The organism is Rhodospirillum sp. A1_3_36 (genome assembly GCF_047263945.1).
Classification (GTDB): Bacteria; Pseudomonadota; Alphaproteobacteria; order Rhodospirillales; family Rhodospirillaceae; genus Rhodospirillum.
Window position 1 is genome coordinate 483,206 of the sequence record NZ_JBLAVB010000001.1, and the last position, 25,740, is coordinate 508,945.

Annotated in this window: 20 protein-coding genes; 8 read left to right on the top strand and 12 right to left on the bottom strand. The window is 60.5% G+C overall.

Annotated elements, in window-relative coordinates; translation table 11 throughout:
- Positions 1-306: 306 nt before the first annotated feature.
- Positions 307-858, bottom strand: coding sequence for a thermonuclease family protein (locus ACLIRY_RS02075; RefSeq protein WP_413203677.1), 552 nt, complete (start codon positions 856-858; stop codon positions 307-309).
- A 93-nt stretch (positions 859-951) separates the two neighbouring features.
- Between ACLIRY_RS02075 and ACLIRY_RS02080 the strand changes: the two genes are divergently transcribed.
- Positions 952-1,770, top strand: a complete 819-nt coding sequence (locus tag ACLIRY_RS02080; protein WP_413203678.1) for a DUF502 domain-containing protein — start codon at positions 952-954, stop codon at positions 1,768-1,770.
- On the opposite strand, the gene recG is transcribed toward ACLIRY_RS02080, so the two are convergent.
- On the bottom strand, positions 1,709-3,799 hold the full coding sequence (gene recG / locus ACLIRY_RS02085) for an ATP-dependent DNA helicase RecG (protein ID WP_413203679.1): 2,091 nt from the start codon (positions 3,797-3,799) through the stop codon (positions 1,709-1,711). The genes ACLIRY_RS02080 and recG overlap by 62 nt on opposite strands.
- A gap of 161 nt (positions 3,800-3,960) precedes the next feature.
- Between recG and ACLIRY_RS02090 the strand changes: the two genes are divergently transcribed.
- Together ACLIRY_RS02090 and mfd are read left to right on the top strand one after the other, a co-directional pair.
- Complete coding sequence (locus ACLIRY_RS02090; RefSeq protein WP_413203680.1) at positions 3,961-4,227, top strand: succinate dehydrogenase assembly factor 2; 267 nt, start codon at positions 3,961-3,963, stop codon at positions 4,225-4,227.
- Positions 4,228-4,231: 4 nt separating this feature from the next.
- Positions 4,232-7,762: a transcription-repair coupling factor gene (gene mfd, locus ACLIRY_RS02095; protein WP_413203681.1), complete on the top strand. Its 3,531-nt coding sequence runs from the start codon at positions 4,232-4,234 to the stop codon at positions 7,760-7,762.
- 273 nt (positions 7,763-8,035) lie between these two features.
- Here the strand turns inward: mfd and ACLIRY_RS02100 are convergent, their stop codons facing one another.
- Complete coding sequence (locus ACLIRY_RS02100; RefSeq protein WP_413203682.1) at positions 8,036-8,920, bottom strand: DUF2167 domain-containing protein; 885 nt, start codon at positions 8,918-8,920, stop codon at positions 8,036-8,038.
- Between the two features lie 196 nt (positions 8,921-9,116).
- Here ACLIRY_RS02100 and ACLIRY_RS02105 point away from each other — a divergent pair, with 196 nt between their 5' ends.
- Both ACLIRY_RS02105 and ACLIRY_RS02110 read left to right on the top strand, forming a co-directional pair.
- Positions 9,117-9,677 (top strand): LemA family protein, encoded by a 561-nt coding sequence (locus tag ACLIRY_RS02105; protein WP_413203683.1) that lies wholly within the window; start codon positions 9,117-9,119, stop codon positions 9,675-9,677.
- A gap of 21 nt (positions 9,678-9,698) precedes the next feature.
- Entirely contained in the window at positions 9,699-11,627 is a 1,929-nt protein-coding gene (locus ACLIRY_RS02110) for a DUF2207 domain-containing protein (RefSeq protein WP_413203684.1), read from the top strand.
- A 359-nt stretch (positions 11,628-11,986) separates the two neighbouring features.
- Here the strand turns inward: ACLIRY_RS02110 and ACLIRY_RS02115 are convergent, their stop codons facing one another.
- Positions 11,987-14,527 (bottom strand): tetratricopeptide repeat protein, encoded by a 2,541-nt coding sequence (locus ACLIRY_RS02115; RefSeq protein ID WP_413203685.1) that lies wholly within the window; start codon positions 14,525-14,527, stop codon positions 11,987-11,989.
- Positions 14,528-14,536: 9 nt separating this feature from the next.
- On the bottom strand, positions 14,537-14,842 hold the full coding sequence (locus ACLIRY_RS02120) for a hypothetical protein (RefSeq protein ID WP_413203686.1): 306 nt from the start codon (positions 14,840-14,842) through the stop codon (positions 14,537-14,539).
- Positions 14,843-15,515: 673 nt separating this feature from the next.
- Between ACLIRY_RS02120 and ACLIRY_RS02125 the strand changes: the two genes are divergently transcribed.
- Positions 15,516-16,715: a PAS domain-containing methyl-accepting chemotaxis protein gene (locus ACLIRY_RS02125; RefSeq protein WP_413203687.1), complete on the top strand. Its 1,200-nt coding sequence runs from the start codon at positions 15,516-15,518 to the stop codon at positions 16,713-16,715.
- A 45-nt stretch (positions 16,716-16,760) separates the two neighbouring features.
- Here the strand turns inward: ACLIRY_RS02125 and ACLIRY_RS02130 are convergent, their stop codons facing one another.
- Genes ACLIRY_RS02130 through speE form a run of 3 tightly spaced genes read right to left on the bottom strand, consistent with a single transcriptional unit; the run spans position 16,761 to position 19,105 of the window.
- Positions 16,761-17,444: a hypothetical protein gene (locus ACLIRY_RS02130; protein WP_413203688.1), complete on the bottom strand. Its 684-nt coding sequence runs from the start codon at positions 17,442-17,444 to the stop codon at positions 16,761-16,763.
- On the bottom strand, positions 17,402-18,235 hold the full coding sequence (gene mazG / locus ACLIRY_RS02135) for a nucleoside triphosphate pyrophosphohydrolase (RefSeq protein WP_413203689.1): 834 nt from the start codon (positions 18,233-18,235) through the stop codon (positions 17,402-17,404). The genes ACLIRY_RS02130 and mazG overlap by 43 nt, the downstream gene beginning before the upstream one ends.
- 3 nt (positions 18,236-18,238) lie before the next feature.
- Positions 18,239-19,105, bottom strand: coding sequence for a polyamine aminopropyltransferase (gene speE / locus ACLIRY_RS02140; protein ID WP_413203690.1), 867 nt, complete (start codon positions 19,103-19,105; stop codon positions 18,239-18,241).
- A gap of 315 nt (positions 19,106-19,420) precedes the next feature.
- Between speE and speD the strand changes: the two genes are divergently transcribed.
- Together speD and ACLIRY_RS02150 are read left to right on the top strand one after the other, a co-directional pair.
- A complete protein-coding gene (gene speD / locus ACLIRY_RS02145; protein ID WP_413203691.1) occupies positions 19,421-19,918 on the top strand; it encodes an adenosylmethionine decarboxylase in 498 nt (165 codons plus the stop codon).
- Positions 19,919-20,196: 278 nt separating this feature from the next.
- On the top strand, positions 20,197-21,327 hold the full coding sequence (locus ACLIRY_RS02150; protein ID WP_413204182.1) for a type III PLP-dependent enzyme: 1,131 nt from the start codon (positions 20,197-20,199) through the stop codon (positions 21,325-21,327).
- 279 nt (positions 21,328-21,606) lie between these two features.
- Here the strand turns inward: ACLIRY_RS02150 and ACLIRY_RS02155 are convergent, their stop codons facing one another.
- Genes ACLIRY_RS02155 through ACLIRY_RS02170 form a run of 4 tightly spaced genes read right to left on the bottom strand, consistent with a single transcriptional unit; the run spans position 21,607 to position 25,736 of the window.
- Positions 21,607-22,653, bottom strand: coding sequence for a threonine aldolase family protein (locus ACLIRY_RS02155; protein WP_413203692.1), 1,047 nt, complete (start codon positions 22,651-22,653; stop codon positions 21,607-21,609).
- On the bottom strand, positions 22,650-23,852 hold the full coding sequence (locus ACLIRY_RS02160; RefSeq protein ID WP_413203693.1) for an aminotransferase class V-fold PLP-dependent enzyme: 1,203 nt from the start codon (positions 23,850-23,852) through the stop codon (positions 22,650-22,652). Before ACLIRY_RS02160 ends, ACLIRY_RS02155 begins: the two co-directional genes overlap by 4 nt.
- Complete coding sequence (locus tag ACLIRY_RS02165; protein ID WP_413203694.1) at positions 23,842-24,612, bottom strand: amino acid ABC transporter ATP-binding protein; 771 nt, start codon at positions 24,610-24,612, stop codon at positions 23,842-23,844. The genes ACLIRY_RS02160 and ACLIRY_RS02165 overlap by 11 nt, the downstream gene beginning before the upstream one ends.
- Complete coding sequence (locus ACLIRY_RS02170; RefSeq protein WP_413203695.1) at positions 24,612-25,736, bottom strand: amino acid ABC transporter permease; 1,125 nt, start codon at positions 25,734-25,736, stop codon at positions 24,612-24,614. The genes ACLIRY_RS02165 and ACLIRY_RS02170 overlap by 1 nt, the downstream gene beginning before the upstream one ends.
- Positions 25,737-25,740: the final 4 nt, after the last annotated feature.

The following is a 25,740-nucleotide window of genomic DNA, read 5'->3' on the forward strand; positions in this document are numbered from 1 at the left end:
CCCGCTTTTGGAGCATCGAGCGGAAAACACCTTTTCCGTCGTCCCCGCGCAGGCGGGGATCCAGGGTTAATTTCGGAGGCGTCAGTGAAGTGCGCTCCTGTTGCGTCAACCGCATAGGTCCGTTGTCCCCACCCTGGATTCCCGCGTGCGCGGGAATGACGAGTAAAAACAAAACGTTACGTCCGCACAACAGTGTACTCGGGAAACGGGCATCCCTTAGCGCCTGTGCGGGAATGACGACTCAGCTATTGACATAATGAGAGTCATTCCGCTCAAATCACGGACCATCCAGAGCCCCCTTTCCCCTTATTCGTCCTTGTCATGTTGGGCCCGCCAGAGGGAGGGGCGTTCGAAACGTCCCTGCCACAGGCCCAACTTCTTGTCCCGGGCGTGCTCCACTTCGGCAGCGTAGGGGCCGCCGTCGCCAACGATGGGCAAGGCCCAGCCCAGGTCCACCATGGTCCGGTTCAACTCAAGGCCATTTGCATAGCAGACAGCAACCAGATCCCCGTTCATATCGGTCGCGTTGCCTTGGCAGGTGACGGTCTGCTTCTTGGTCAGCTCCAGGAGGACATAGGCCGCCCAGCGTCCACAGTCCCAGGGTTTCCCCTTCGGGTCCTGGCAGGTTTGTTTGATGGTCGGCGCGTCGATATTGACCAGAACCGTCGGAGTTCCTCCGGAACACAGGCCATAGGACCGATGTCCATTGATGGTGAGATGGCCGCCATCGGTTACACAAGCGGGGCCGGACACATCGGCCTTGGCGAGAGGTGCCCCCAACAGAACGGCCCCCATCATGGACAAAGCGAAACAAAGGGTGCGGTCTACGCTGCGGTGATGGAAAGGATTGGCGCTCATTGTCATCTTCTCCCTGTTTCGGCTTGATTGGGGAGAGTATATCATGTCCCTGCCGCCAAATCCCTTGGCGGGCGGGGATAAACGGGAGACTTCATGAACGCCGCGCACTCATCGGACCCCACAAAGGGCGGGCCGTCCATCCACATGACCTTCGCGGCCCGATTGCGCGCCTATTTCTTCGCGGGCGTCCTGGTTACGGCACCGATTGGCATTACCTTTTTCGTCGCCTGGACCTTTATCGAGGTGGTCGACGGCTGGGTGATGAGCCTGCTGCCTGCGGCTTACCGCCTGGATTTGCCCCTTCCCGGGGCGGGCCTCCTCTTGCTGGTGGTGATTCTGATCGCCATTGGTGCCTTTGCGGCGGGCGTTTTGGGCCGTCTGATGGTGCGCGCCGGGGAGAATCTGTTGCAGCGGGTTCCCGTGGTCCGGAATATCTATGGGGCACTCAAGCAGATCATCGAAACCATTCTCGCCCAACAGTCTTCGGCCTTCCGGCAGGTGGTGCTGGTCGAATATCCCCGGCGGAACATGTGGGCCATCGCCTTTATTACCGGCGTGACCGAAGGGGAGGTGCAGAACCTGACGGAAAGCGAGACGATCAACGTTTTCCTGCCAACAACACCCAATCCCACCAGCGGCTTTCTCCTGTTCGTTCCCAAGGAGGATTTGATCGTTATGGATATGACGGTGGAGGAGGGGATCAAGATGGTGATCTCTGGCGGCATTGTCACGCCCCCGGATCGGCGGGCCGAGGAGGTGCGCAAGATGCCCCTCGTGACCGGTGGCACGGATGTGCCCGAGGTCTCCAAGCGCCGTAAGGTGGCCCCCAAGGCGGAAAAAGGCAGCGCCCCTATCCGGATCGAAGAGTCCGAACCGCCGCATCCCGCTCGAACAGATAGAGAAGAAGCTTGAGGGCCTCGCCTCGGGGGGAGGACAGCTCCGGATCCCGGGCAACGATGACTTCGGCGTCCTTGCGGGCCATTTCGATCAGGTCCTGAACGGCCAAGGGGTCCGGGCACAGGCGGAAATTGGGCATACCGCTCTGGCGGGTGCCCAAAACCTCGCCTGCTCCCCGGAGCCGAAGGTCTTCCTCGGCAATCTCGAATCCATCATCGGTTCGGCGCATGGTTTCCAGTCGGGACCGCGCCGTCTCCCCCAGCGGGCTGGCGTAAAGCAGCAGGCAGGAGGACTTTCCGCCGCCGCGACCAATTCGCCCGCGCAACTGATGGAGCTGGGCGAGACCGAACCGTTCCGCATGCTCGATGACCATGACCCGGGCGGTGGGAACGTTGACGCCCACCTCGATCACGGTCGTCGCCACCAGAACATCCAGGTCGTCACCGGAAAAGGCAGCCATAACAGCGTCTTTTTCGGCCCCTTTCATACGACCGTGAACCAGTCCCACCCGGGGACCGAGCAGCTCTGTCAGCAGCAGATGCCGCTCCTCAGCTGCGGCCATATCGCCGGTTTCGGATTCCTCCACCAAGGGGCAGACCCAATAAACCTTGGAGCCTGAGGAAATGGCCCGCCGGAGTCCGGCAATCACATCCTCCAATCGCTCAATGGGCAGGGCGCGGGTATCGGCGGGCTCCCGCCCCGGTGGTTTCTCGTCCAGGCGGGAGACATCCATGTCCCCATAATGGGTCAATGTGAGGGTCCGGGGGATGGGCGTCGCGGTCATGACAAGCACGTCCACCGCACGGCCTTTGGCAGACAGGGCAAGACGCTGGTGCACGCCGAATCGGTGCTGTTCATCGACCACCGCAACGGCCAGGTCATGAAAGATCACGTCCTCTTGGAAGAGGGCATGGGTCCCCACCAGAAGATCGATCTCCCCCGCCGCGAGTGCCGCCAGAATGGCCGCCCGGGGCTTGCCCTTATCCCGACCCGTCAGCAGCCCCAGACGCACCCCCGCCGCCGTGCAGAGGGGCGTGAGGGTCTCCAGGTGTTGGCGGGCGAGGATTTCCGTCGGCGCCATGATGGCGGCCTGGGCGCCGATCTCCACGGCATTGAGGACGGCAAGCAGGGCAACCACCGTCTTGCCCGACCCCACATCCCCCTGGAGCAGGCGGAGCATCCGCGCGTCCGCTGCCATATCGCCGTCGATTTCGGCGATGGATCGCTTTTGGGCGCCGGTGAGCTCGAAGGGCAGGGCATCGAGCACTTGTCGGCGGAGCCTCCCCGTTCCCTTGATGGCCCGCCCCTTGATTGAGCGGGCCGCTCGACGCACCAGCAGAAGGGCCAGTTGGCTGGACAGCAATTCGTCATAGGCCAGCCGACGGCGGTTGGGGTTTTCCGGAGCCAGATCCTCCGCTTCAAGGGGCGCGTGGACCGCAGAAAGGGCTGCGTTGAAGGGGGGCCAGCCCTCCCGTGCGACCAGGGGGCCGTCCTGCCATTCGGGGAGCGCAGGGACGGCGGCCAGGGCCTGTTCCACCAACCTCACCAACATTTTCCCGGAAACCCCTTGGGCCATGGGGTAGACGGGCTCCACGCGGCGGACGGTCTCTTCCTCCGCCAGGGGGACCATATGTGTCGGGTGGACGATCTGGGGCGTGCCGCCGTAGCGCTCCATCTTGCCCGAGACCACGCGGATCTCGCCGATGGGCAGCATATCCTGGATATATTTGCTCCGGGCCCGGAAGAAAACCAGGGTAACGAACCCGGTCTCATCCCGGCAGATGACCCGATAGGGCGCCGGGGAGCGGGGCGCGGGCTCCTGGTGCGCCTCCACCGTGACCGTCAGCGTCACCAGGGCGCCGTCCGGGGCCTCGTCGATGGGCGGGGAGAACCGCCGGTCCACCCGGTTGGAGGGAAGGTGCCACAGCAGATCCGCCACCTTGTCCCCGCCAATCAGCTTTTCCACGAGGGGCGCCACGGCCTTGCCCACCCCTTTCAGGGCGGAGAGGGGACGAAAGAGAGCGTTTAGGGAGTCCGGGCGCATGATTTGGTTGCCTTGACGGCTGACAGAAGGGGGACGGAGGCTTTATATATCAGCAGGGCGATCCTACCAAAAGTCCTCGCCCTAAAGTCACTGTGTACTTCTTTCGTTCTTTTTTCTATCCTTCTCGCCTTGCCAAAGGCCCCAGCATCGGTTCCCGTCCCATGGATCTCGCTTCCCTCGACCCTCGCCGCAAGCGCACCCTCTACCGGGCCCAGCACCGGGGGATGAAGGAGGCCGATATCTTCATCGGTGCCTTCGCCGAAGCCAAGATCGCCACCATGGAAGAGGACCAACTCGTCCGCTTCGAGGCCCTTTTGGAAGAGTTAGACGCGGATATCATGGACTGGATCATGGGGCGACAGCCGACTCCGGCTCCCTACCAGACCGATGTCATGGACCTGTTGAAAAACTTCAAACTGCACCCTTGATCCCTTGAAAACGCTCCTGAAATCCCTGCGCGAGGGCAAACGCGTTCAGGCCGCTGGCCTGCCCGACGGTCTCGATGCCCTGGCCCTTGGCGGGCTCGCCATCGAAGGCGGTCCAACGGTCTTGCATGTGGCCCGGGACGACGTTCGACTCGCTCGCCTGGCTGAGGCCGTGGGCTTCTTCCATCCCCAGGTGGAGATCCTCGAATTTCCCTCCTGGGACTGCGTGCCCTATGACCGGGTCTCTCCCAACGTGGAGGTTGTCGCCAAGCGTCTCGATACCCTGTCGCGACTCGCCGAACCAACACCGAAGGGAATCCGCCCCGGTCGGCTGGTGCTGACCACAGCGTCGGCGATCCTGCAACGGGTCCCCCCCCGGGAGGTCTTGGCGGCGGGCGTCTTCACGGCGAAGGTGGGGGAACCGCTCGACCTGGACGCCCTGATGGAGCACCTGGCCCACCATGGCTATGGCCGGGCCGAACAGGTCATGGAGCCCGGGGAATATGCGGTGCGCGGCGGCATCGTCGATATTTTCCCACCCGGAGCCGCAGAACCGGTCCGTCTGGACCTGTTCGGAGACGAGTTGGACTCCCTGCGTGGATTCGATGCGATCACCCAACGGACAACGGGAACCCTCAAGGAATTGATCCTCCGCCCCATGAGCGAGGCGGTCCTGGACAAGGAGTCCATCAGCCGCTTCCGCTCGGGCTATCGCGAGCTGTTCGGGACGCCCTCCCGCGATGACGCCCTCTACGAGGCCATTTCGGCGGGCCAGAGTTTCCTGGGGATGGAGCATTGGCTTCCCCTGTTCCATGACGGCATGGATACCCTGTTTGCCTATGTGCCCGAAGGGCCGGTGACTCTGGACCATGGGATTGAAGCCTCCATCAGCGGTCGGGTCGAGCAGATCTGGGAGTATTTCGAGGCCCGGCGTCAGGTGGACGAATCCGCCGAAGCCCAGAAGCGGGGCGGAGAAGGGGGCATGGTCTACCACCCCCTTCCGCCGGACCGCCTGTTCCTGGAAGAAGCGGAATTCGCCCGCCATTGCGCCGCCCGGCCCGGTGGTGCCTTCAGCGCCTATGCCGCCGTGGATGTGGACAGCACCGCGGGAAGCGCCCTCGATTTTGAGGGAAAGCCTGGGCATGACTTCGCCGATGCGCGAGCGCGGGCGGGCGACAACGTTTATGATGCCGTACGTCAGCAGGTAGAGGCACTCCGCGCTGAAAACAGGACGGTTGTCCTGACCACGGCCACCCTGGGCAGCCGGGAGCGGATGACCGGCGTCTTGCGGGAACATGGGGTGACGCCGATTGTCACCGCCGAATCCTGGTCCGAAGCCCTAAAAAAAGGGCAAAAGGCGGCGGTTGTGGTCGCTCTGCCCCTGGAACGGGGGTTCGAAAGCCCCAATTTGGCGGTCATCACCGAATCCGATATCCTCGGAGACCGTCTGTCCCGTCCGGTCCGCAAGAAAAAGCTGGGCGCAAAGTTCATTCCCGATGTTTCGGCCCTCTCCGAGGGGGATCTTGTTGTTCATGTGGAACACGGCATTGGCCAGTATGACGGCCTGGAAACGGTCACTGCGGGCGGGGCCCCCCACGACTGTCTCCGGGTGCTCTATGCCGACAACAACAAGCTCTTCGTTCCCGTTGAGAATATTGAGGTTCTCAGCCGTTACGGCTCCGAACAGGCGGGGGTGCAGCTCGATAAACTGGGTGGGGTGGCCTGGCAGGCCCGGAAAGCCAAGCTCAAGCAGCGCATCCGGGACATGGCCGAGCAACTCATCAAGGTTGCCGCAGCCCGCCATCTGAAAGCCGGAGAGGTGGTCACGGCGCCAGAAGGACTCTACGACGAGTTCGCCGCCCGCTTCCCCTATGCCGAGACCGACGACCAACTCCGCGCCATCATCGAGACTTTGGACGATCTGGCCTCTGGCCGCCCGATGGACCGGTTGATCTGCGGAGACGTTGGCTTTGGCAAGACCGAGGTCGCTTTACGTGCCGCCTTTGCCGTGGCCATGAGCGGCAAGCAGGTGGCGGTGGTCGTGCCGACAACCCTGCTTGCCCGACAGCATTACCGGAACCTCAAGGAGCGGTTCGAGGGTCTGCCCGTGCGCATCGGTCAGCTCTCCCGTCTGGTCACCCCCAAGGACGCCAAGGCGGTGAAGGAGGAGATGGCCCAGGGCACCATGGATATCGTCGTTGGCACCCATGCTCTGGTTGCGAAAAGCATCAAGTTCAGGGACTTGGGCCTGCTCATTATCGACGAGGAACAGCATTTTGGAGTGGCCCACAAGGAACGCTTGAAGCAGCTCCGCGCCGATGTGCATGTGCTGACCCTGACGGCGACTCCCATCCCCCGGACCCTGCAACTGGCCCTGACCGGCGTGCGGGAGATGTCGATCATCGCCACGCCGCCCGTCGATCGCTTGGCGGTGCGGACCTTCGTCCTGCCCTTCGATCCGGTGGTGGTGCGCGAGGCGATCCTGCGGGAACGCTATCGGAATGGTCAGTGTTTCTACGTCTGTCCGCGCCTGACGGACATTGACCGGGTGGTGGAACGACTGACGACCCTGGTTCCGGACCTGCGGGTGGTGGTGGCCCATGGCCAGATGGCCCCCTCGCGGCTGGAGGAGGTGATGACCGCCTTCGCCGACGGCCAGTATGACGTTTTGGTGGCGACGAACATCATCGAAAGCGGCCTCGACATGCCGCGCGTCAACACCATGATCATCCACCGGGCGGATATGTTCGGCTTGGGGCAGCTCTACCAGTTGCGGGGCCGTGTGGGCCGGGGCCGGGCGCGGGGCTATGCCTATCTGACTCTGCCGCCGGGACGAACCCTGTCGAAGGCCGCCGAAAAGCGCCTGGATGTCATGCAGACCCTGGACACACTGGGAGCGGGCTTCACCCTGGCCAGCCATGACCTGGACATCCGAGGCGCGGGCAACCTGCTGGGCGACGAGCAAAGCGGCCACATCAAGGAAGTGGGGATCGAGCTGTACCAGCAATTGCTGGAGGAGGCCGTTGCCGCCGCCAAGGAAGGCCAGGGCCTGGAGGAGGGCGAAGGTGAATGGTCGCCGCAGATCCAGATGGGCACGCCGATCCTGATCCCGGAGACCTATGTGAAGGACCTGGGTCTGCGTTTGGGCCTCTACCGCCGCATCGCCTCCGTCGAAAACGAAGCGGAGATCGAGGATATGGCGGCGGAGATGATCGACCGCTTTGGCAAACTGCCGTTGGAGGTCGAGAATCTGCTGAAGGTGGTGACCATCAAGGTCCTCTGCCGTCGGGCCAATGCGGAGAAAGTGGACGCCGGCCCCAAGGGGGCGGTGGTGACCTTCCGCGACAATCAGTTCCCAAATCCCGGTGGGTTGGTCCAGTTCATCAGCCGCAACGTGGCCACGGTGAAACTGCGCCCGGACCATAAACTGGTCTATCGCCGGGATTGGGAAGTGCCCAAGGACCGGATCGCGGGCTTGGACAAGCTGATGCGCCAACTGGCCACCTTGGCCGACGAGGGGAGGGCGGCTTCCGCTTGATGGAAACGCGGCGGTCGCCCCCTGCGGTCCAGGGCCTTGCTTGGGGGCTGTGACTTAAACCGGAGAGGGGCCTGGAGACACGGTAGACGACAGGGGGGCCAGTCACGGGGCTTTGCCCCGTCCCCCACTGGGGCCGAAAGGCCCCAGACCCCAAGCTGTTATTTGTAAAAGAAAAAGACCATTTGGGAGCATATGCCCCAAATGGTCTTTGGCAATCGCCCCAAAAAGACGAGACACTGTCGTGTACTGTAGCCTGGAGGACGAATAGACCTCTTATTCCTTGTTTTTTCTGGAGAAGAATTTCTTGAGGAAGACAATCGGTCCGAGAAGCAAGATCCACGCTTTCTTCAGAAAGGCGAGAATGATCGCCATGACCCCCAGGCCAGCCGCCTTGCCATATTTCACGCCCACCAATGTCGCTAAAACGCCCAAGGCGCCCCCGGCTGCGACCTTGTCACCCGCGGTGAAGGAGGCATAGGTCTCGATTTTTTTTGGTGCATACAACCGGGTAACATCGGTGACTAAATGAGCTAGGGAAGAGCCACTTGCTGTGCTATCTTCTGGAATAATACGAAATGCAACATACCCCTTTCTGTCGAACAAAGATGCTTTTATGTTAACCACCTCATTGCCGTCCCAATTCAGCAATATGGCGTAATATAAGATAGAATTCTCTTTATCAAGGGTAGGATAGGTTACCCATTTAACGGCTTCAATTTTTTGATTTAATCGTTTGCTTTGATCTTTGACGGCGTCCTCCATGCTACTCCATATTTCATCGATACTGTCTTTCAAATGTGGTGAATCCCAATCCTCTAATTCGACATGGCCTTCGGAATTCGGTTTATCGATGATCACGGAATTGACACCTGGCACCGGTGACAAAATAACATTTTCTATGTAGTCGCACTCCGACCGGTTCCAGGCCATTTCCTCGACCAGAACAGTACACGAGTCCGCATGGTCGAAATATCCAGCATATTGATCCGTCGCAAAAAATGTTCCCCTAGACAACGAAAGTGGTTCGATAAAATTTCGCGTTTCATACGTTGGCTTCTCCTCCACCGCCAAAGCCGGGTCCACGTTAAAGAAGCAAAATGATACGATAAGAAAGGCTATATTGTCGCGAATGTGTCTGTTTTTCATAAAATACATCATTTTCTCCGTTGCAATTGAGGCACTTTGGATAGCCCTGAATAAAACAGGGGTGTCCTTTAATCAGGTTCTTTAGATAATGCAATTAGGGGATTCCCTCGATAGATCTGCCGAAAGGGGAGTGTGGAGAACAAGGTGGGGACCCATGGCGGAGCCATGATAGAATAACGCACCCACGTGGCTGAACGGAGCCCCCCTCATGACCACCCTCATCGTGATCCTCGCGCTGATCGTTGCCCTCGTTCTCTATGCCATTACCCTCTACAACAGCTTGGTGAAGGCCCGGCAGATGGTGGAGGAGGGATGGTCTGGCATCGACGTTCAACTCAAACGTCGTGCCGACCTGATCCCCAACCTCGTGGAAACGGTCAAAGGCTACGCCAGCCACGAGAAATCCACCTTCGAGGAGGTGGTTAACCTGCGCAATAAGGCCCAGTCCGTTGCTAGCGGCGATGTGGAGGGCCGGGCCAAGGCGGAAGGGGAGCTGACCCAGGCCCTGGGCCGACTCTTCGCCCTGACCGAGGCCTATCCGGACCTGAAGGCCAACCAGAATTTCGCCGACCTCCAGGACTCCCTGGAAACCATCGAGGGCGAAATTCAGATGGCCCGCCGCTACTACAACGGTGGCGTCCGGCAGTACAACATCAAGGTGGAAACCGTGCCATCCAACCTGATTGCCAGTCGGTACGGCTTTGAAAAGGCCGCCTATTTCGAAATCACCGACGCCGCGGAACGAACCGCACCCAAGATCGCCTTTTAAAAAGAGAAGAGACCGGACCCCATGGCTGCTCTCAAACACCGCGCGGCATCCCTGCTGATCCTCGCCCTGCTGGCACTGATCCCCTGCCCCAGCTTCGCCAAGGAGGTGATCCGGAGTTTTGAGTCGGCCATCATCATCCACCAGGACGGCCGCCTGACCGTGCGGGAACGGATCTCCGCCCGGTCGGAAGGGGTGGAGATCAATCATGGCCTTTTCCGGGATTTCCCCCTGACCTTCAGGAAAGACGATGGAAGCCTTGGCCGCGTTGACTTTTCCCTGACCGACGCCGCCATAGACGGCCAGCCCGCAGCCTGGCATTCAGAGACCATCTCAGGGGGCATTCGCATCTATCTGGGCGACGCCCAAACGGTGCTCACCCCCGGTCGCCATGACTTCGAGCTGACCTATCAGGTCAACCGGGAAATCCGGTATTTTCAAGACCATGACGAACTGTATTGGAACGTCACCGGAAACGGCTGGGCCTTCCCCATTGACCATGTCTCGGCCAGGGTGACTCCTCCGGGTGGGATCCAGCCCACCGGTGTATCCGCCTACACGGGTCCGCTGGGGGCAAAGGGACAGGACTACACGGTGACCCGCCAGAGCGGAACAGTCCTCATCGAGACCACCCGGCCCCTGGGCCTTCACGAGGGCCTGACCATCGCCCTGTCCTTCCCCAAAGGAGCCATCGCCGAGCCCGACGCGACGGAAAAGACCCTCTGGGCCCTACGGGATAGGGCCGCCCTAGTGATCGGTTTCGGCGGGTTGGCTCTGGTCCTGGCCTATTACCTGTGGGCCTGGGTGCGGGTGGGTCGGGATCCGCCTCCCGGTCTCATGGTCCCCCGTTGGACCCCACCGGACGACCTCTCTCCGGCCCTGGTCAACTATGTGGAGAACAAGGGCTTCCGGGGCCAAGCATGGGCGGCCCTGTCGGCCTCGTTGATCGACCTGGGGGTGAAGGGCTATGTCACCCTCGACAACCGGAATCCCAAGCGGATGGTTCTCACCCGGACAGACAAGACAACTGGCCTCGCCGACCTGCCGACGGGGCAGCGGGCCATCTTGGAGCAGTTGGGACGGGCGGGAGAGACCTTCACCCTGGAGAAAGCCAATGGCACCGGAGTTGTCGCCCTCCACGCGCGCTTCACCAAAGCCATAGAGGGGGAGCACAGGGGCCGCTACTACAAAGCCAACAGCGGTTTCGTCGCTCTGGGCATCATTCTGTCCGTGGTGGTGCTGGTCAGCCTTGCCCTCTTCGGAAACCTGAGCCCGGACATCATCCCCTTTGTCATACCGGTCGGCGTTGTGACCATTATTGCGGTGATCCTGACCCATCACCTGCGAAACCTGTTCATCACACGAGAAACCCTCGCCAAACGGATTATCACCCTGGCGGGCTTTGGCGGCTTGCTGTTCTTCCTGGTCCAGGGCCTGCTGATGGGTGCCATGCACGGCCTGATGGAAGATCTCAGCCTTACGGACATGATGGCCATCATCGCGTTAGCCGCCATCATCCTGGTCAACGGCCTCTTCCTGGTCCTCATGGGGGCCCCCACCCCCCTGGGCGTCAAAAAAACCGCCGAAGTCGAGGGCTTACGCACCTATCTTGAGCTGGCCGAGAAAGACCGCATGAACATGGCCGACCTGCCCGAACTGACCCCCCGGCATTTCGAAACCCTGCTGCCCTATGCCGTGGCCCTGGGCGTGGAAAAGCCCTGGTCCAAGGCCTTCCGCGACCACATGGCCTCCGCCCGGGTGGAGCAGGACTACCACCCCCTTTGGGTCCTGGGCGGAACATCCCATGGGTTTGATGCCGGAGACCTCTCCTCCTCCATGAGCCAAAGCTTCACGTCCAGCCTGCCGGACCCGCCCAGAGGAAGCTCCTCCGGTATGGGCGGGGGGGGATCCTCCGGAGGTGGCGGCGGCGGAGGCGGTGGGGGCGGCTGGTAAAGGGCGTTGTTACTCCTATGGCCTGACGGCCAGCGTGGGCTTCCGCCCACACCCGACCGGGGACACAGAGTGTCCCCGGACCCCTTTTAGCAGAGTGCGGAAGGACTCTTTTGTCGTCATCCCCGCGCACGCGCTAAGGGCGGACGTAACGTTTTGTTTTTACTCGTCATTCCCGCGTACGCGGGAATCCAGGGTGGGAAGAACCAGCGGCGGCGATTGACGTATCCTGACGCGCTAAGCGCCAATACCAGAGAAATCAACCCTGGATGCCCGTTTTCACGGGCATGACGAAATAAAAATGGTCAGCCCTAAATAAAAGATATGTGCATCCCTTGGCACGAGAACGGGGATCCAGTGTGTCAGTCGGTGCCGTTTTGAAGGCGTTGAAGCACTTCGTTGATCGGTCCCCAAAAAGCCTCGTCGATTGGCAGAGACAGCTTTTCCGCCAGTTCGAAATAGAGTTGGGCAAGAGTTTCCATGAGAGAGGCATGGGCCTGTGGAAGATGATGGAAAAAGGGGGCGAGCAGACGCGCGCCCTCTTCGAACTGGCCTGCCGCATCCCGGTCTTTCCCCATCCCCATGTAGACCATGCCGAAAACGCCCAAGGACATGGCCAAGTCCGGCGTGAAGGCATCGGGGCGCGCAGCGGCCAGGGTCCGTCTGATCTCCACGGCCTCCCTGGCGATCCCCAATGCCTCTTCCCGACGACCAAGAGCCGAAAGAAAATTCGCCAGATTGCTCAGAGACCCGGCCAAGTTCGGCGTGAAGGCATCGGGGAGCGCAGCGGCCAGGGTCCGCCAGATCTCCACAGCCTCCCTAGCGATCTCCAATGCCTCTTCCCGACGACCAAGAGCCGAAAGAAAATTCGCCAGATTGTTCAGGGACTTGGCCAAGTCCGGCGTGAAGGCATCGGGACGCGTAGCGGCTAGGGTCCGCCTAATCTCCACAGCCTCCCTCGCGACCTGCAATGCCTCTTCCCGACGACCAAGATCCGACAGCCTATTCGCCAGATTGTTCAGAGACATGGCCAAGTTCGGCATGAAGGCATCCGGGCGCGCAGCGGCCAGGGTCCGATAGAGAGCCACGGCCTCCCTCGCGACCTGCAATGCCTCTTCCCGACGACCAAGATCCGACAGCCTATTCGCCAGATTGTTCAGGGATCCCGCTAAGTACGGCGTGAAGGCATCGGGGCGCGCAGCGGCCAGGGTCCGATAGAGATCCACGGCCTTCCTGGCTGCCTCCACTGCCTCTTCCTGACGACCAAGATCCGACAGACTATTTGCCAGAGTGTTCAGGGATCCCGCTAAGTACGGCGTGAAGGCATCGGGGCGCGCAGCGGCCAGGGTCCGATAGAGATCCACGGCCTCCCTTGCGACCACCACTGCCTCTTCCCGACGACCAAGAGCCGAGAGAAAATTCGCCAGATTGTTGAGCAAGCCGGCCCTATCATCGTCTAGAATATCGGGCTGCCCCAGCAAGGCGGAACAGACAGCCACCTGAAAGGGAGCCAGCCAAATGGCTTCCGAGGAAACAATCGAAGCAAAGCGCTCTGCCCGTTCTGGGTTTCGCTCCACCATATGGCCGAAGGCCTCGGACAGGCTATCGAGGGCGCCCCTGTCGCCCAGGCTCGACAGGTCATAAAGGAGGCGGTTCAGGCGGCCCGTTAGCCCGTCTTCGGCCCTGTCCAGGACCGTAAAGAGCCAATCGGGCAGGTCCTCCCGAGTCACGGGGTGTTCTCCTTCGGGAAGGAGAGCTCGGCGCAGGAAGGCCACCGCTGGCAGGTCGGGGCGGAGGGCGGGAAGGGACTGGCTCTCCTTGTTCCACCAAGGGGTGTCGGACAGACGGTCGAAGACATCTCGTCCCGCCAGACTGTCGGCGGGATAGGCGTGCTGCCCCTCCAAGGCGCGGATTGTTTTCCCCCTCAGACCATCGCCCATCACCGCAAGGCCGATCAGGGTGGCCAATCCGTCTTTGCCGAAACCGGCTTTTTCAGATATGCGCCGGACCCGCCGCATTTCCCGGTCCGCCAGAGCCAACAGGAGGTCTCCTCGAGTCAGGGTATAGGCATGCGTTGGATCAATCACCGCATGTACTGCCGCAGCCATGGCGTAGAGGGGCAGGCCATGAACCTGGGGATCCTGTGCCAGCCAAGCCTCCATCCTGTCGCGGTTCAGGGCCGGTTCGACCGCTTGGCCCAGCCTATCGGCGAAGCGAGTCGCAGCTTCGGCGATCAAGTTCCAGACCTCGTCGACGGGCAGGGCGGACGGTTGGGCAATGGCTTGGCGACCGAAACGGGGTCCCAGCAGGTCCGACCACGCGTCCCAATCCCTATGGCGCCTCCGGGATACCAGCAGCAGACGGACGGGGTGGGACGTTGCTTCTGTCGCTGAGACCCAATCGAGAAGACGCTGGGAAAGGGCAGGGGCCTCTTCCGGATAATCCAGGATCAGAAAGAGAGGGCCATCCTTGGTCGTATAGACATGGGTCTCCTTAATGAAACCAGCCCGCCAACCCTCCGCCTGGAGGGTATAGGCAACTTCGGAGGCCAAGCGCGTCTTTCCCACGCCGCCCTCGCCCGAGAGGAGACGGACGGAAGGAACCTCCGGCTGACCGCCCTTGGCCCAGGCCAGAATCGCCTGTTTCTCGTCGGTCCGCCCAAACAGGGTTTCGGTGAGGCCCACCTGCCAATGGAGGGCTTGAATCAGATCCGCCTCCCGCCCCATTGGCCCATCGAAGAACGCCCGGGTCAGGTCCTTTTTGGGGAGAAGCGGGGTATCCGAAGCGGGAAGGACTCCCTGTTCTCCGTAATAGGTATTGGAGATGCTAATTGTTTGATGGATATCGCCAATGAAGGTCTTGGCCCAGTTCTGTATTCCTGGGGGATCGGATGGATCTTTCACTGTCAGTCCTCACCCGATCGCCACTAAGGAGATGTAGATGCTATATCCCGTGACAGCGATACCAACCACGCCAATGATCAAACTGACTATGGCTAAGATGTCGACTCCTCTATCCCGCCGGACCGGTTCGGGTGATGGCGTTGCGACGGTGACGTGATCCTGATTTACGGTCTGAGTGATGGATCCGAAAAACGTATTCCCCACATTCAGGCCACGGGCGCCTTGGGAACCGTTGTTCACAAACATGACAATGGCGAGGACCACCATCCCGATCCCAATCCCGGCACCCATGATGATCCATCCCCCCTCCAGCATACTCACTCTCCATCCGGGAACATCAGCACACAGCGTATCTCAAGGGGATCTCCCCGTAAACGGCGGAACCCGGTCGTGTCTTCCGCTTACAGATACGACAAAAAACAACGTCCTGCCAAACAGCAGGGGGTCCGGGGGAGGCTTCGCCTCTCCCGGGCGGGTGTGGGCTGTGGCCCACCGGCTGAAAGCCGTTTTTCCCCTCTGAATCAAGCCTACGTCTGAATGGCTAGGGGGCTGAATCCGAAAAATCCAACTAATACAGATTGTATGGTTGGGCTAGAATGATTAAAACTATCCCCATCAAAGGTTGATGTATCCGAAAAGCTCATTGGAGGTTTGAAGCGACATGTTTTCGTCAAAGGTCAATCAGGCGGATGTGGCGGATGCGAATAGGCTTCGCGCTTTTTTATCCAATGGAGCCATCGGATTCTGGGACGCGCGGCTCTATTCCGAAGATCCTATGGAGGCCAGAAGCCAATGGCGATGGTCGGAGACATTCAGGGAACTTCTTGGTTTTGATGGGGGAGATACCGAAAGCATTCCCAATCAGTTCTCAACCCTTCGAAACCTGGTCCATCAAGACGACGCCAAAACATTCTCCTCAGGAGTCTCGGACTTTCTTTCGAACAGCAAAAGGCGGGAGGCTGGCAATACGCTGAACATTGTCTGTCGCTTGAAATGTAAGGATTCCATCTATCGGTATTTCCGCATCATCGGTGGAACGAGCCGGGATGCGAAGGGAGACTCGGTTTGGGCCAGTGGTGCTTTGATCGATGTGGATTCCCAGATGATCAATGAGGTCCGTTTCGAACTGCTCAAGCGATATTCTGGAGTCGGTCTTTGGGGCGGCACACTCTTCAACGGAGAGGCGACCCACGAACTCAGTGAATGGTGGTTTTCTGGGCAGGCGCGGCAAATGGCAGGCTATGCCCATGACGACCTGACGGGATACCCGGATGATATCCAGGTCTGGGCGAGTAAGGTCCATCCGGATGAAGTCGCGAAGACCTTTGAAGTATTTGGTGAGTTTCTATCCGATCGGACCGGCAAAAGCACCTACGACAGAGTCTTTCGCTTCAAGAAGAAGTCTGGCGAATATTTTTGGATCCGGGCGTTCGCCGGGGTGGACAGGGACCAGGATGGTCGCGCGCTGCGGGTCTGCGGAACCTTTATCGATGTGAGCCAGGAAGTGGCGGCAAAGGAGCAGCGCGCAAAGGAAGAAGCCGATAACAAGGCGACGCTCGCCTCCCTTGCCGATACCCTGTCTTTAGACCTTCAAAAGGATACGGATTCCCTGTCGGAAGCCACCCGTGTGGTCGGGACAGCAGCCGAACATTTGGCCTCCTCCGTCTCCGACATCTCCGAACAAATCGTCTCGGCAGCCGAGTCGTCAAGTGGGGCGGCGCAAGAGGCCAAAACGACGGAAGGCATTGCCTCCAATCTGAGGACGGCGGCCGATCGGATCAACGACGTCGTAACCCTGATCGAGAATATCGCCTCCCAAACCAATCTGCTGGCCCTGAATGCTACAATCGAGGCTGCGCGGGCAGGAGATGCCGGAAAGGGGTTTGCCGTCGTGGCCAACGAGGTGAAAACCCTTGCCCAGCAAACAGCCCGCGCCACGGGAGAGATTGCGACCCAGGTCGGTATGCTGCAGGACGCCAGCCAAGCCGTCTCCTCGGCCATTGTCCGCATTGGCAGCGTCACGAACGCCTTTCAAGAAAGCATGGAAACCATAGCAGAGGCGGTTCGGCAGCAGGGAGCGTCGACCGAGGAAATCTCCCGGCAGATCACCCAGACCGCCGTGGATACGGACGCCATCAAGGACAAGGTCCGGGCAGTGGCTGATAACATTCGCCAATCGGCGAAGTGACGGATGGCCCCACTTCGCGCTCATACTTGGTAGGGGATTTTTCCCTTACCGGGCGGGCATTTGAACCGGCCTATTCATGTTCAGCTTCAATACCGGTGGCGCATCATCGACGCCCTTGACGAGCCAATCATAGACCATGAAGTTCTTGTATCCCCGGGGTCTGGCGGCTTGGGGATTACCCGCATAGGGCATGGCGTCTGAGACGATCCGAAACTTGCCACGCATTTCCAAACCGGTTTCCGTAATGCGTGCCCGGTCCCCGCTTTTCAAGCTTGTCGAGCGGATCTCGACTGTGCCGTCTCCATTGGATTTCAGGGTGATGATGGGGTTGTTCGACCGGGGGAAAATGAACTGGTCCTTCGGATAGAGAAACCCCGTTCGCTCATAACGCACCTTGAAGCGACCATTTCCCTGGTAGGTCACCTCCTTGAAGGACTCATCCCGGGTCAGGTCGCGCGTCAAGACGGCGATCTTGTCTTCCAGCTCTTTCCCCTCGATCTCGTTGGCTCTCAGGGCCTCGACCAGGGGAACCCAGACCATATCACCGTCAAAGGTGATGGCATAATCGCCGTTGCGGGCCAAACGGACTTCGGCAACGAATTGGTCAGGTAGCCAGCAGGAGGCGACGACAAGCGCCATTAGCCCCGCAAGAAGCAATCGTGCAGCCAGGAAAAGATGGGAACCGGTCAGCTGACGCTCTCCCGTTCCAAGCGCTTGGCTTCCGCCCATAGCTCTTCCATTTCCTCCAGAGTTGACTGGTCCGGGGCGCGGCCGTCTTCGGCCAGACGGGCTTCCACATGGTGGAAGCGCCGTTCGAACTTCAGGTTCGCCCGTCGCAGGGCTGTTTCCGGGTCAACTTTCAGTTTGCGCGCCAATTGCGTCACAACAAAGAGTAAATCGCCCATTTCTTCAGCGATTTTCTCCTGATCATTGGCTTCCACCTCAACGCGGAGTTCGTCCAACTCCTCGTTCAATTTATCGATGACCTGCTCCACATTCGGCCAGTCGAAACCCACCCGGGCCACGCGTTTGCCGATCTTTTCGGAGCGGGTGAGGGCGGGCAGGGTGGGGGTGACGCCGTCCAACACGCTGGCGACTCGGCCCTCCGCCTCCGCCTTGCGCCGCCGCTCCTCTGCCTTCTGGGTTTCCCAAGCGGCCGTCTGGGCGTCGGTGTTCTCGACGGAGGTCTCGCCGAAGACATGGGGATGGCGGCGAATCAGCTTCTCCGCGATGGCCGTGGCCACGTCGTCGAAGGTGAAATGGCCTTCTTCCTCCGCCATGCGGGCATGGTAGACGGACTGGAAAAGCAGATCCCCCAATTCGTCCCGCAACTCGCCCATGGCGCCCCGTTCTATGGCGTCGGCAACTTCGTAGGCCTCCTCAATCGTATGGGGGGCGATGGTGGCGAAGGTCTGTTCGATGTCCCAGGGGCAGCCGCTTTCCCTGTTGCGCAATTGGGCCATGATGGCCACCAAACGGTCCATGGGGCGGGCCTTGGGATCGGGAGGAGAGACACCCATGGGTCAAGCGCCCAAGGATGCGGTTTGGCGGATGTCCTGGATGAAGCCGGGCAGGGCGAAGGCTCCGGCATGGACGCCCGGGGAGTAGTAGCGGCAGGTCAACCCCGAGTCGCGAAAGCGCTTCTCCAGGGTTGCCGGTTCAGGCACTTTGCGGGTGGGGTCGTTGGACGCCCATCCCAGGGTCATCATGCCTCCCACATAGGTGGGTACGGTGATGGCGTAGAAAGTGGTTTCACGGAAGTTGGCCGCCAGGGTCCTCTGGATATGGCTCAGCTCAGAGGGCTGAAGGAAGGGCACACCGGCTTGAACCACCAGAACGCCGCCGGGGGTCAGGATCTTCTCGCAATGGCCGTAAAATTCGGCGGTGAACAAGCCTTCAGCCGGGCCAAAGGGATCAGTGCTGTCGATGATGATCACATCGAAAGGCTTTTCCACAGCCTTCACGAATTCGATGCCATCGGCGATGACCAGATTGCAACGGGGATCGTCAAAGGCTCCGGCGCTGACGCTGGGCATATGCTCCTTGGCCATCTCCACCACGGCTCCGTCGATCTCCACCATGGTGCAGTGCTCGATGGAGGGGTGTCGGAGAACCTCTCGGAGGGTGCCACCGTCGCCACCGCCGATGATCAGCACCCGCCGTGCCAGGCCATGGCCCAGGATGGGCACATGGGCGATCATCTCATGGTAGATGAACTCGTCCCGTTCGGTCAGCTGGGTCACGCCATCGAGCATCATCACCCGACCGAAGGTGTCATTTTCGAAGATGACCAGATCCTGATGCTCCGTCTTCTCCCGGAACAACACCTTGTTGGCAGCAAAACCTTGACGCCAATGGGGGTGCAGGGTTTCAGAAAACCATTCGGTCATCAGCTTGTTCCTCCAGTGAAATATCTCATTCGTCCCCGGTAGAAAAGCCCAGCCGTGATCATCTTGCAACGACCGGAATTGAAAAATGTGAAATTCATCGAACTGCCCCCGAATTTCACTTGCATTGGGGGGCATGGAGCGTATGGTCGCCCCTCGAACGCGATTGCCCGTCGATCCCGAGGCGCCTGGAGGTCACATGACCAGGTATCACGGGGTTTCTTCGGGGGTCGCGATTTCTTTTGGCTAATCCATAGAGAGGCTTGTTCTCAAGAAACAAGACCCTTCGGGTTCAACGCTGGTTAGGGAGAACGAAAGATGCGTTACGCGTCCCCCCAATTGGCGGTGAATACTGAAGCAGAGGCCCATGAAGCCCGAGCAGAGGTAAGATCCGTTCCGCCCGTCACCCTGAAAGCCGTCGAAGGCGGCCATTTGAGTGACGATCGCCTCGACCATTTTATCCATGAGAATGGTCTTACATTCGCCGGCAGGCATTTGATCCTGGATCTGTGGAATGCCGAGGGGCTCGATGACATCGAGTTGATCGAAAGCGCCATGCGCGATGCGGTCGATGTCGCCGGAGCAACCCTGTTGCACATTCATTTGCACCATTTTTCCCCCAATGGCGGCGTCTCTGGCGTAGCCGTTCTGGCGGAATCCCACATCAGTATCCATACGTGGCCCGAATGTGGCTACGCCGCGCTCGACATCTTTATGTGCGGGGACGCGAAACCGCTTGCGGCCGTGCCCGTGTTCAAGAAGGCCTTCAGTGCCGGTCACGCAAACCTGACCGAACATAAACGTGGCGTGATCTGACGGAACTCCGGTGACCGGGGAGGGATGCCCCCTCCCCGGGTCGCCCTGGGTCCGTCTTGAGTACCCTTTCCAAGAAAATTGGCGCCTGTCCGCCATTTTATCGCCAGTGGATGGTTACAAGCCAGGGTCGGCCATCCAGCCTTGTGGAGCTGCACGAGATGCACAATCACGCCTTCCGCGCGGACGTTCCCGCCGCCATCGACCCCGCCTTCTCCCGTGAGGAGGCTAACCACGGCCTGACTCTCGTTGGCCCCGCACCCCAATGGGTGGCTCCGGGTCTGACCGGGAAAATGGCCGATTTTCTGGCCGAACAGCCGCAGACCCCCTGCCTGGTCGTGGACCTGGACGTGGTCGAGGTGAACTACCGGGGCTTGCGCGATGCCCTGCCGGCTGCCGAAGTGTTCTACGCCGTGAAAGCCAACCCGGCCCCCCCTTTCGTCGCCCGTCTTGCCGCCCTGGGCTCAAGCTTCGACACCGCCAGCTTGCAGGAAATCGACCTCTGCCTGGGTCTGGGTGTTGAGCCGCAGCGCATTTCCTTCGGCAATACCATTAAGAAGGCCCGGGATATTGCTGCGGCCTATGAGCGGGGCGTGCGCCTTTATGCCTTCGACGCCGAGGAGGAGCTCGAGAAGATCGCCGAGCATGCTCCGGGATCCCAGGTTTTCTGCCGCCTGTTCGTGGACAACGTAGGCGCCGAATGGCCCTTGTCCCGCAAGTTCGGTTGCTCCGTCGAGATGGCCCGCGATTTGCTGGTCAAGGCCGTCGGCCTGGGTCTGGAGGCCCATGGGGTGTCTTTCCATGTTGGCTCGCAGCAGAGGGACCTGGGACAGTGGGACGTGGCTTTGACCAAGGCCGCCGAGCTGTTCCGCGACCTGCGGGATCACCATGGCATCGAGTTGAGCATGGTCAACATGGGCGGCGGCCTGCCGACCCCCTACGGCCAGCCGCTTTATACTGTCCATGAATATGGCGCCCACATCCAGGCTGCCGTTGATCGCCTGTTCGACGGTCAACGCCCCCGAATGATCGTTGAGCCCGGTCGTTACATGGGCGGCAATGCCGGCATCCTGGAGACCGAGGTGGTTCTGGTGTCCCGCAAGGGCGATGCCGATGATCGCCGTTGGGTCTATATTGACGCGGGTCGTTTCAACGGCTTGGCCGAGACGGAAGGCGAGGCGATCCGCTACCCCATCGTTAGCGACAAAGACGGCGAGGCGACCGGCCCGGTCATTATCGCCGGTCCGACCTGCGACAGCGTGGATATCCTCTACGACAAGGCCAATTACGCCCTGCCGCTGAGCCTGAAAGCAGGAGACCGCCTTCGCCTGCTTTCTACCGGCGCCTATACCACCTCTTACGCGTCTGTCGGCTTCAACGGCTTCACGCCAATCCGGGCCCACTACCTGTAAGGTCGCAACCGTCCCTCAAGGGAGCTTCACATCCAAACGCCGTGCTTTCCCACTTTAAAAAAAGGGAAAGCGCGGCGTTTATTTATACGACGAGCCTCCCAAGCAAGGCCTTCTGGCGCGTAAAGCCCCCGCGTCTTCTGCCGCACAAAAGCCTGCGTGGCATTTGAACGCATGAAAAGCGGCGTGGCTTTCCCCCGCCTCTGCCGCTAGAGTGCTTCGAGATCGAATGGGCCACTTCTTGGCCCATTCGATCTCGAAGGCGCTCTAAAATCTATATACCTAACTTTCTTTCAATACCTGACGGATAGCCGTCACGGCGTCCAGGATCTGTTCCCGGCTCACATCCAAATGCGTGACCGCACGCATGAGCTTCGAATTTTCAGTTCCGAGCCGAACGCCGTGTCGGGCAAGACGCTCCGCCATCACGGAGGCGCTGGGCGCTCCGTCCCCTAACTCAACGAAAAGGATGTTGGTCTCGGGGACCCGGGGATAGACGGAGATCCCGGGACTCTGAGCGAGTTCTGTCGCCAAAAGCCGGGCATTTTCATGATCTTCTGCCAGTCTGTCGATGTGATGGTCCATGGCGTGGAGGGCCGCTGCCGCGAGCACCCCCGATTGCCGCATGGCCCCCCCCAACCGATGTTTCCACGTCCAGGCCTCCTCAATGAAGGCGCGGGATCCGCCGAGGGCTGCCCCGACGGGACAGCCAAGCCCCTTGGAAAAGTCGATCCAGGCGCTGTCCATGCTTGCGGTGTGGTCTCGCGCCGGTCTACCAGACGCGACGGCTGCGTTCGGTAGACGGGCGCCATCCATGTGGACAGCCAGACCCGCAGCGCGCGCGGCTTCCGCAACCGCTGTAATTTGGTCAACGGGCCAAACCGTGCCACCGCCGCGGTTGGCCGTTTGCTCCAGGCACAGCAGGCGACTGCGCGGGGAGCGGTGACGCGGGACGCGGATAAGGCTCTCCACCGCAGCCCCATCGAAGAGGCCATTCCGGCTGTCGATGACCCGGAACTGGGCACCGCCAAGGGCCGCCGCTCCAGCGCCCTCTGATCCGTACACATGGGCGTTGGCTGCAGCGATAATCTCATCACCGGGCCGACAATGGATCAAGAATGCGATCATGTTGCACATGGTGCCCGAGGGCAGAAACAGGGCATCCTCCATCCCCAGATAGTCGGCCACCCGTTCGCACAAGGCACGCGTCGTGGGATCCTCCCCCCGTTGTTCGTCTCCCGTAGCTGCCGCTGCCATGGCCGCGAACATCGCCTGGGTCGGGCGGGTCGCAGTGTCGGAAACGAGGTCAATGGCAATGGCGTGACTCACGGTCTGGTCCTTTCCAGGTGGAATTGAAGCCGTTCTAAAAAATGACGGATGTCGGTCTCATTGTTGTAAAAATGCGGAGAAATCCGCAGATGTCCATCCTTACTGGCCACACGGATGCCCTCGTTGGCCAATGTCGCTTCCATCCAATCGGCGGAGACGCTGGCCAAGTCCAGGCTGACGATGGCCGCCCGCTGGTCCCACGGTTCGGGCGTCCGCAGGGTCACGGGCAAAGAGCGAACCCCCTCGAACAGCATGTTTGTCAGGTGGCGAACGCAAGATTCGATGGCATCCAAGCCGATATCTTCGACCATGCGGGCGGACTGCCCTTGGATTGCCAGACCAAGAAAATTGGGGTTGCCGTATTCGAACCGCCGGGCACCGGGCGCCATGCCGGGATTGTCTACCCGACGATCCAGTGTATCAAAGCTGAACTTGGCCATGAACACAGGATGGATGCGGTCCAACACCTCGGGGGAGATGTACATCAAACCCGCTCCCGCCACGGACAATTGGGCCTTATGCCCACCGGCGGCAACCACATGGGCGCCCAGGCTATCAAGCCGTCGGTTGAGAATACCCACCGCCTGGATCCCATCCACCAGCAAGATGACATCGCGATCCCGGCAGGCCTGAGCCAACAGGTCCAGGTCCATGCGTTGACCAATGCCATAGGTAACCCAAGCCACGGAGAGGACGCGAGTCCGCCCATCCATGGCGGCGATCAGGTCGTCAACCTCCACCAAACCGCTTGGTCGCTCGGGAACGACGCGGATCTCCACCCCCTGCCGAGCGAGGGGCCGCCATGGGAACGTGTTGTTCTCGTGTTCGGCACCGGAGATCACCACGTTTTCCCCCGCCTTCCAGGAGATTCCATGGGCGACGATATTCACCCCCTCGGAGGTGTTTTTAACCAGGGCGAGGGTTTCCGGGGGCGCTCCAAAGGCCTGAGCGACGGCAGTTCTTGTCGTTTCGGCATTCTCCATGGAAAACGCATGCCCCCCGGCTGCGGGAGATCCGATGTCGGCAAACCAATCCGCAGCGGCAGTGGCGGCCTGCGTTGGCGGCAACGCCTTGCGGGCCATATCGAGGTAGGTTACGGACTCCGTGGCGGGAAAGGAAAGGCGCAGACGGTCCCAATCGGGCATGGGGCGGCCCCTTTGGCTGTACAAGGACGAAACGGGCAGGGAGTCAGGCGCCATGGTGGGCGATTTGACCAACGAAGGTGCGGGCTCTGGCGCTGGTTGGCGCCTCGAAAAACGCATCAGGGGGAGCGGCTTCGATAATTTCCCCCTGGTCCATGAACACCACCAGATCGGCGACGCGCCGCGCGAACCCCATTTCATGGGTCACCACGATCATGGATTGTCCCTCGGCGGCCAAGCTCTCCATCACGTCAAGAACCTCGTGAATCATTTCCGGATCAAGGGCGGAAGTGGGTTCGTCGAACAGCATGACCTCCGGTTCAAGCATCAATGCCCGCGCAATTGCCACCCGTTGGCGCTGGCCGCCAGACAATTGCCCCGGGTATTTCCAGGTCTCCGGAGTCAGGCGGACCCGCGCCAGAAGCGTCTCCGCCCGGGAGATCGCGGTGTCTTCCGGCTCTCCGCGAGCGTAGATTGCCCCGAGGGTCAGGTTATCCATGACGGTCAAATGGGGAAACAGATTGAAATGCTGGAAGACCATGCCCGTCGATTGGCGGATCCGCTCGACAGAGCGTCTTGTTCCATCCATGGCGATGCCTCGCACCGTCAATCTGCCTTCTTGAAACGATTCCAGACCGTTCACGCAGCGGATTAACGTCGACTTTCCTGATCCAGAGGGACCACAGAGCACCATCTTTTCCCCCGAAGCCAGTCCCAGCGAGATATTGCGCAGCACATGGTGGGATCCGTACCATTTGTCGAGGCCGCTCATCTCCACGATAGGCACCGGAGCGGACTCCATCGTTGTGGATGCCATCAGCTGTCTCCTCGGTCAAGGCGGGTCCTGTTGCTTCGTTCTATGGCCGCCCCATGGTAGGTCAGTCCCAGACAAAACAGGAAATAGAGAAGGAAAACAAACAGGTAGCCCTCTAAGCCGTAGCGGACCCAGGTGGGGTCCTGCAGGGCGGCCTTGGTTGCCCCCAACACATCGAACAGTCCAAGAATGCTGAAAAAGGTGGTGTTCTTGAACGCGCGAATGATGTCGTTGAACAGGGCAGGGACGGATATCGCCAGCGCCTGGGGGAGCACGACCTTGCCCATGCGCAGCCAATAGGGCATGCCCAAAGCCTTGGCTGCTTCCTCCTGACCGGAGGGGACGGCTTGAAGGCCACCGCGCACGACCTCTGCGGCGTAGGCGGCGAAAAACAAGATCATGCCGATTTCCGCACGGATCAATTTGTCCATGGTTAATTCGGGCGGCAGAAACAGCGGTAGGATGAGCGCGGCGAAAAACAGGACGACGAGCAACGGAACCCCGCGTACGCCATCGATCAGAACCACACAAAGGCGGCGGGCGATGGGGAGCTTGGAACGACGCCCCAGGGCAAGCAGAACCGCCAGGGGGAGGCCTCCAGCGACGGTTCCCCCAAAAATGAGGAGCGTCAGGGGAAGCCCGCCCCAGTTGTCTGTATCCACGAGGGGGAGCCCTGGAAGACCTCCCCGCATGAGAACAAGCGACAGGATGGCCACAACAGGCCAGCCCCACAGCCGCCACCGCAGGGGAACGGTGCGCCAAGCTGTGACCAGTCCCCAGAAAACCCATAGGCCCGTCACAAGTGCACCACGCCATTGTTCTTCATAGGGATAGGTTCCGAAGAGGATCACCCGGTGCTTCTCGGTGATCACGGCCCAGCAGGCGCCTAAGGCCGCGCGGCAGGCCTCACCCTCAGGTGCAACCCAAACAGCGTCCAAAATTGCCCAGCGAAATCCCTCCCACGCCAGGAAAAGCAAAGGAGGAACCAGAAGCAGGGTTGAGATCCCCAATGGGACAGAGGGAAAATACCGCGCCCGCAGATGGGCGATCCACCCTCTCTGCCCAAGAGGGGGAGGGCGGCGGGGGCTGGAGGAGGGCGTGGCGAAGGACAGGGGAGGGTGGCTCATGGGG

Coding starts and splice junctions, on each gene's coding strand:
- recG (WP_413203679.1), bottom strand. CDS start 3,799: ATGCGCCCGGACTCCCTAAACGCTCTCTTTCGTCCCCTCTCCGCCCTG.
- ACLIRY_RS02090 (WP_413203680.1), top strand. CDS start 3,961: ATGGATCTCGCTTCCCTCGACCCTCGCCGCAAGCGCACCCTCTACCGG.
- ACLIRY_RS02075 (WP_413203677.1), bottom strand. CDS start 858: ATGAGCGCCAATCCTTTCCATCACCGCAGCGTAGACCGCACCCTTTGT.
- speE (WP_413203690.1), bottom strand. CDS start 19,105: ATGACCGAATGGTTTTCTGAAACCCTGCACCCCCATTGGCGTCAAGGT.
- ACLIRY_RS02110 (WP_413203684.1), top strand. CDS start 9,699: ATGGCTGCTCTCAAACACCGCGCGGCATCCCTGCTGATCCTCGCCCTG.
- mazG (WP_413203689.1), bottom strand. CDS start 18,235: ATGGGTGTCTCTCCTCCCGATCCCAAGGCCCGCCCCATGGACCGTTTG.
- ACLIRY_RS02105 (WP_413203683.1), top strand. CDS start 9,117: ATGACCACCCTCATCGTGATCCTCGCGCTGATCGTTGCCCTCGTTCTC.
- ACLIRY_RS02160 (WP_413203693.1), bottom strand. CDS start 23,852: ATGGCGCCTGACTCCCTGCCCGTTTCGTCCTTGTACAGCCAAAGGGGC.
- ACLIRY_RS02120 (WP_413203686.1), bottom strand. CDS start 14,842: ATGCTGGAGGGGGGATGGATCATCATGGGTGCCGGGATTGGGATCGGG.
- ACLIRY_RS02170 (WP_413203695.1), bottom strand. CDS start 25,736: ATGAGCCACCCTCCCCTGTCCTTCGCCACGCCCTCCTCCAGCCCCCGC.
- ACLIRY_RS02130 (WP_413203688.1), bottom strand. CDS start 17,444: ATGGGCGGAAGCCAAGCGCTTGGAACGGGAGAGCGTCAGCTGACCGGT.
- ACLIRY_RS02165 (WP_413203694.1), bottom strand. CDS start 24,612: ATGGCATCCACAACGATGGAGTCCGCTCCGGTGCCTATCGTGGAGATG.
- speD (WP_413203691.1), top strand. CDS start 19,421: ATGCGTTACGCGTCCCCCCAATTGGCGGTGAATACTGAAGCAGAGGCC.
- ACLIRY_RS02100 (WP_413203682.1), bottom strand. CDS start 8,920: ATGATGTATTTTATGAAAAACAGACACATTCGCGACAATATAGCCTTT.
- ACLIRY_RS02080 (WP_413203678.1), top strand. CDS start 952: ATGAACGCCGCGCACTCATCGGACCCCACAAAGGGCGGGCCGTCCATC.